The sequence below is a fragment of the Bacillus cereus group sp. BfR-BA-01382 genome, from assembly GCF_022663475.1.
Taxonomy (GTDB): Bacteria; Bacillota; Bacilli; order Bacillales; family Bacillaceae_G; genus Bacillus_A; species Bacillus_A thuringiensis_S.
Genome location: NZ_JAKUFQ010000031.1, coordinates 47,298 through 54,447, shown reverse-complemented (window position 1 = coordinate 54,447; position 7,150 = coordinate 47,298). Strand labels below are relative to the sequence as shown.

Sequence of the window (7,150 nt, the reverse complement as noted above, 5' to 3'; positions counted from 1 at the left end):
TCCTGCAAATCGTAATAAGCGAAAAAATGATGCGATGAGCCAATGAATATTATAGTCATCTGGGGTTTGAAAAAATCCAATCAAATTCATAGGAACAACCATTGCACCAGGTGATCTATCCATTAACACTGCTACTTTCCCATCAAGTATATGATTTGAAATGGCGTCTGGGCGTTCGCTTAAATAAGCCTGTGGAAAAGGAGTCCAATTTTGATCTTTTGTATAATTAGATAGCTCTCCAATACTTAATACCGCATCTGTTTTGATTTTACAGATTCTAGTTTCTATTTCTTGGACTACATCTGCGTTTGCTACATCACCTAAGTAAATTAAATAGACTATAGAAGTGGCTCGTTCTCCAATCGTCAGCTTTTTGATTTTTAACTCTGTAGAAGGAATATATCGACGAATAAGACCTATATTTTTTGTGGCATTTTCAATAAATCCATCATGGGATCCTTTAATAGTAACTTCTGAAATTGGCTCTTGAATCGCCCTTTCTGCCCAGCCTTTTGTGTTTATTAGAAGTGACCGCTTTTCTCCCTCCATAAACAGTACACATTGCCCCTCAAGTAACCCTTCTTTAATTTCATTCCATGTATATACTATTTTGGTATGAGTAGCAATAATATTAGAATTAAATATTTGACTGTCTTCATTTACTTCTTGTAATAATGGTGTAACAACATTGGTTTTTAATGCAACACCATCTGTAAGGCCTTCAAAATAATATAGTAAAATATTCGTGTTTGTTTTTAATTGCAAAGGATGTTCAATTAAATCTGCACTAATATCAAAGATATTATCTAGTGTATTTTTAAGTTGTTTTAAGTTACTTGTTTGAATCTTTTCAATGGTTTTATCTGTCTTAGTTTCTAAGGTCTCTTCATTTAAGGACAAAATTGACACCTCTTTAATATATAACGATTAGTTGTATTTATTATTTTTATATGATTGAATTTTATTCACTAATTTAAACTAATTGGAGATAAGAATTAATAAATTTGATGTGCTATATTATTAATTCAATAATTGAGAGCAAAAAGCAGATGTAATTTGTGTGGAAATTTAAGTATTAAGATAGAATTGAAATTTGAATGATTATAATAAAAAGAACCCTTGATAGGTTCTTTTTTAGTTGGTAAATATGTTGTCAACAATAGATGGCGATAAAGGTAGTAATTTAGATGTCTTTATGTTAATCAGCTAAATTTTGTAGGAAGAATTCATTTTTCATTTATTTGGGTGTTCTAGTGTATTTGAATTTTGCGCACTAACAAATTTTGTTTAGGGACAAAATGCATTTTCTTAATTATCAGAAAAAATAGCGCAACAAAATTCCTATTAATTATTTTGGTAGGTATCAAATATTTCTTTGGCCTTATTTTCTTGATATTACCGTACGTTTATATGTTTCTAAGGGAAAGAAATACTTTCATGTTACCATCTATTGTTTGATTAAGATGGTAACATGAAAGTGAAACGTTTACAACCAGAAAATAAAGAAAAAATATTAAAATGCGACTTTTTTCGACAATTATTCTATGTTTATATTTAATTTTATTATAGGAAAAGGCGGAGGGAAGCGGACCTTTTCCTATAAACTGTTTTGTTGGAATTAGAAATAACTAAAAAAGTAATAATAGCTTAAAATTAAAATGAAATTCAATGATAAAGTTATTATTGAATTTTTGAACCTCAGGTGTCTTGAAAGTATGGTCAAATTTTAATCCACTTTGCATTTCTTCCTTTTGTAACTAGCTTAATATGGCCAAACAGTTGCAAGGAATTTAAAGCCTTACTGATTGTACTCTCTGCAATGTCTGGATAAGTGTTACGAATACTTTCTTTAGTAAAGGGTTGTTTTTGTTTAAGTATAAAATCCTGAATTCTCTCAACTTTAGTATGTTTACATATAGAATCTAGAACTGTGTTATGAAGATCTTTGTAAGCCTCTAATATAATGGTTAAAAACGTTTTTAACCAAAAGCTATTATTATGTTCCTCGCAGTACCAATTCACCGAAGATTTATAAATCGAATTGTAATAATCAGATTCATGTTTCTTAATATATTTATCCAAACATACATATTTTACAAATGTATGTCCACTCTTAATTAACAGCAATTGCATTAACATAAATGCCAACCTGTTATTACCTTGATTGAAAGGGACTATGCAATAAAAATTTAATATAAAACGAGCTATTAATAAAAGTGAATGAAGCCCCTTACTAGTATTTAATGAGTTGTATTGATCACATAATTGCTCCATAAACTGTGGAATAAGTTCATGTGGAAGAATGCGGTAACTATTCAAGTGCATTCCATGTTCTGGAATTCCTGGAATAATAAAAGGTTTTTCACGCCATTTGGCACTGTCAGAGGTAATGTAATGTATTAGTTGAAAATGTAATTCCTGTATAGTTGCTGGATTGATTAATAAAGTACAGGAGTTTTTATGTACAAAAGAAAGTGTTTGATAATAGCAAAAAATAGCATCTTCCGAAATATTTTGAGGTACGATATCATCTAAAATAAGTTCTTTTAATCTTTTATTAGGAACTTTTATATCCTCGTAAATAGTTGTGAAATTTTTTATGTAATGTAGTGGTATAGTTTTTTCTAAGCTATTAAATATGTCCTTGTTTTGTTCCTGATAAGCAGCTAATTTTCCTTTGAATTCGCTAATTTCACTTATTAAATTTATTAACCTCCTTTTCAATTCAATATTTTTATACTTATCATCAAAAAAGTCTCTCATTTTTGTTCCCCCTGTAACCCCTTAACACGTTGTTGCATATATCTTTCCATTCTAAAGGTATTCCACGACATCATTGTAAAATAACGACATTTTCGTTCTGATTTTAAATATATATCAGAATCTATATTTTTATTTAACAATTAAAACATGGAGATTATAAAGAAGAATCGTTAGGATTCAATTTTAATAGGCATAATCCTAACATCAAATGTACAAATGTACAATAAAAAAATAAAAAATATAAAACTATCGACTCTTTTGAAAGATTATTTAAAAGGGTTTTAAGAAATTGTAGGTATAGAGTGCTTTAGTTTAGCAGTAAATATTGAAGTGGTAATAAAGTTTTCATAGGTAATCATAAAGTAGATAAACTATTAATTTGTGACAATTATGTGTCTAATCTATTATATACTTTTATGAGAATTCTAAAATTAAATCCTAAAGAGCTGAATTTTCTATATTTATCATAAAGATCAGAAGAGGTGTGTTGATGAAATGTATCATTTTATATAAAAATATGTAACGTTTAATACTCGTATTGTAAAATATTTTGACATACGTTAATTTAAATATTAGGTACAGGAACATTTAATAAAAACTCAGTACTAAAATACCCTTTAAACGTTTCACCCTAAAATCGTTCTCAAGCACACTGAAGTTCATCCTTTGTTTCTGTGCCTTATTAGCTAAAAATAACATAATAAATTGTTAAAATGTGATAATTAAAAATGGGATTTTAAATCTTTTCTCTTTTCTTAAACGTTAACAATCTCTTGATAATTTGTTTAAAGTAAGGAAATACAGGATAGAAAATAGCTATTAATAAAGAAAATACAGTTAAGCTAGATACCTTAAGCTATTTTATGAGTAATTAAGCGTTAGTTTGAATTAGTAGGGGTATTATATGTGTTTTAACCTCAAGTGTATATGTTTAAGGTTAAAGGATTTGTGAGTGGTATAAAAGCAAAAAAGTCTGGAAGAAACGGATATAATCGGTTTCTTCCAGACTTTTTTGCTTTTTGTAATATAAAAAATTTATTTTTCCTATATGAGGAATTTTTTTGTTTTAATATTTGAATTTTTTGTGAAATTAAACGGAGTTTTTATTCTTCTTTTAATACATAATGTTACAAAATTGCGTAATTGTATTTACTTTATTTTTATAGGAGATTAAAAATAATAATAAATGCACCAATTTATGAGAGATATTAATATATTAATTGATGATTTGTTCGTTTATCCTTATATTGCTATTATATTAGCGAAAGCAATATATTGGGGGGACAAAAATGAAATTGAAATTAACATCTAAATTGGAAAGATTAAGAACAAGTAAAAAGGGGATTGGTGCTTGTGTTTTGGCTGCAGGCATGACGGCAATCACAATGGCTCCTCAAAGTGCGTATGCACATGGGTTTGTTGAAAAGCCGAGTAGTCGTGCTGCTTTATGTAGTCAGAATTATGGGGTATTAAATTTAAATTGTGGAAATGTAATGTACGAACCTCAAAGTCTAGAAGCACCTAAAGGATTTCCAGATAGTGGACCGATTGATGGGAAAATCGCTTCGGCAGGAGGGTTGTTTGGAGGTATTCTTGACCAACAAACATCAAATCGTTGGTTCAAAAACACAATTAAAGGTGGAGTAAATACATTTACATGGAAATATACAGCAGCACATTCTACAAGTAAATGGCATTATTACATTACAAAAAAGGGATGGGATCCTAACAAACCATTAACACGTGCTGAATTAGAACCAATCGGAACTGTGAAACATGACGGTTCGGCTGCATCAAATAATTTAACACATACAATTAATGTACCAACTGATCGTAATGGTTATCATGTTATTTTAGCTGTATGGGATGTAGCAGATACGTCAAATGCTTTTTATAATGTAGTTGATGTAAATTTAGTAAATAATGAAACTCCTGATACAGTAGCTCCAAGTCAACCAACTGAATTAAATGCCTCTAAAGTTTCTGCCAATAGTGTTGAAATAACATGGAAGGCTTCCACTGATAATATAGGTGTAAAAGAATATCAAGTGTTACGTAATGGAGAAGTAATTGATACGGTACCAGGTACAACTTTTATTGATAAAAAATTAAAAGCAGATACGGAATATACTTATACAATAAAGGCATTAGACTCTGCTGGAAACATATCAAAAGAAAGTGAAAAACTGAAGGTTAAGACAACACATACAATCCCCGATATAGAGGCTCCAACTCAACCAAAAGGATTACATAGTATGGGTACAACATCGACAACTGTTGATTTAATGTGGAGTCCGTCAGAAGATAATGTAGGTGTTGACCATTATATTGTATATAGAGAAAGCGCTGGGGTTATGAATAAAATTGGAACAGCGGCTAATACATCCTTTATGGATAAAGATTTGAAGGCTAATACATCGTATAATTATGTAGTGACGGCGGTTGATTTAGCTGGAAATGAATCTAGTAGAAGTGATGTTTTGAATGTAACAACAAAGTCAGAGAATTCCGCATATGAAAAATGGGATGCAAGAAAAGCATATACTAAAGGTGATAGAGTAGTACATGAGGGGAAAGTGTACGAAGCGGTTCAAAATCATCAAGGAAATGGCGACTCAAATTGGATTTTTGCTTTATCGCTTTGGAAGCCAGTTTTGAATAAATGATAAGCTGAAAAAGATAGTTTACAATTTTGGATTGCTCTTTAAAAATTAAGGGCTGTTCCAAATATAATTATCTAATGGATTAAATGATATGTTAATAAAGTGAAACTGTAATCAGTGGAGGTTTTGTTCATCCCCGACTGATTATCAGCCCTCACCAATCGGGCTTTTACGGGCGCCCGTTAACGCGGGATAAAATTTAATCGCTATCCTAATGTTTACGAAATGAAATTAAAAAAAGAATCCCAATGGAATTCCATTGGGATTCTTTTTTTCTAATTTGTAATAGCGTAAATTTTCACTGTGAATTTGCTAGTGGCACCAATTGGACTTGCAATATAATATTTAGTATTTGTGTAAGCTTCAGTCTTAGATTCATGTGAAATATTCTTCCAACGAGTGGAATCTATTCCCAGGGAAACATCAATCATTACATTGAAAGAAATAGTAGAAGGATAATCTTTTTCTGAAGGCTCAATAACCCATTTTAATTCTTTTGTACCTACAGGTAAACTATCAATTTTAAAGTTTTGGCTGGATCGATTTTGTTGCCCTGATAAAGGACTAGATTCAGATGCTATTTGCGAAATTAATATTTCTTTTTCATTTGAATGTATACCATTTAATTTAATGATACTATCAATTAAACCTGGACCAGGAAAATCAGCTGCGATGATACCAGAATGTTTAATTGCGCCTTGTTGTAAGAGTTCGGTCCCAAGTATATTCATCCCCCCATAGTATACTTGTCCGTTTCTATCGCGAGGGAAATCACTCCACGCATTAGTGGAATTCGTTTGAATCAATTTAGGACTACTGTCAGTATTTCTGCCTTCTTTTCCGCTTGCAACAAACCAAGGATATACATTATTTAAAAATGCGGCTGCGCCCCCCGTACCACTAAAATGGTTGAGGTGAATTTTTCCATTATTAAAGTTAGTATTTGTATTTTGTAGATGGTTTTTTATCGCAATCCATTTTGTGTATATTTCGTTTGGTCCGCTTCCAATTTCAAATTTATCTTGTATATTCAAACCTTCGTAATCAATCCCGTACAATTGAGTGGATGTAAAGTTTTGTAAGATTACAATTTTCCCGCGGGTATCTCCTAAAGTAGGATTATTTCTATCTGAAGTTTGTACGGAATTAGGATCCCAAAAATATGAAGCATTAACGTTTTTGTATTTTAAAAATATCTCCTCAAATGATAGAGATCCATTTTCAGGAGTAGTTTCTTCTTTTAAGCGCATTAATATTGTTTCTGTTGGATGAGCTTTTAAAAATTGAATGGTCTCTTTCAATACATCTTCAAACACAGCTTTTTGATTTACAACACCATGATACATTGCAAAAGAATCTTTTACACGTTTAACACGCATATCTACATATCGAATTCCGGAATTTAATTGTTGGGATAAACTCATAGTTTGATTTCTTGTCAAATTTTCATCAATAAAACTTGCTCCATGTAAAGCCATTGTACCGTGAGTCCCTGGAATAGATATTTCACTTATTTTTGTTGAATCTTCTATTTTCGCCATCCACGATGGATTTTGATACCCTATATTGGATTCATAGGAGTAACCTGGATGACTATTAGCTAAAATAGTAGATGGTGTACTTAAACTTGCTAGTGTAATACAAGTAAGGATACTAATTTTAAAGAAATTTCTCATTTTTATTTTGTTCATTTTTTCTCTCCTGACCTTTAAACAATTGTTAGA

4 protein-coding genes are annotated in these 7,150 nt (G+C 30.6%); 1 reads left to right on the top strand and 3 read right to left on the bottom strand.

Annotated features, from left to right (window positions below; translation table 11 throughout):
• Positions 1–900: spore germination protein (locus tag MR160_RS14970; protein ID WP_242297659.1), on the bottom strand; the 900-nt coding region annotated here is incomplete at its 3' end.
• An 819-nt stretch (positions 901–1,719) separates the two neighbouring features.
• On the bottom strand, positions 1,720–2,763 hold the full coding sequence (locus MR160_RS14965) for a Fic family protein (RefSeq protein ID WP_001204206.1): 1,044 nt from the start codon (positions 2,761–2,763) through the stop codon (positions 1,720–1,722).
• Between the two features lie 1,289 nt (positions 2,764–4,052).
• Here MR160_RS14965 and MR160_RS14960 point away from each other — a divergent pair.
• Complete coding sequence (locus MR160_RS14960; protein ID WP_000769023.1) at positions 4,053–5,429, top strand: lytic polysaccharide monooxygenase; 1,377 nt, start codon at positions 4,053–4,055, stop codon at positions 5,427–5,429.
• 272 nt (positions 5,430–5,701) lie between these two features.
• Here MR160_RS14960 and MR160_RS14955 read toward each other — a convergent pair whose 3' ends face one another.
• A complete protein-coding gene (locus tag MR160_RS14955) occupies positions 5,702–7,117 on the bottom strand; it encodes a phosphatidylinositol-specific phospholipase C (protein WP_001033595.1) in 1,416 nt (471 codons plus the stop codon).
• Between the last annotated feature and the right edge of the window lie 33 nt (positions 7,118–7,150).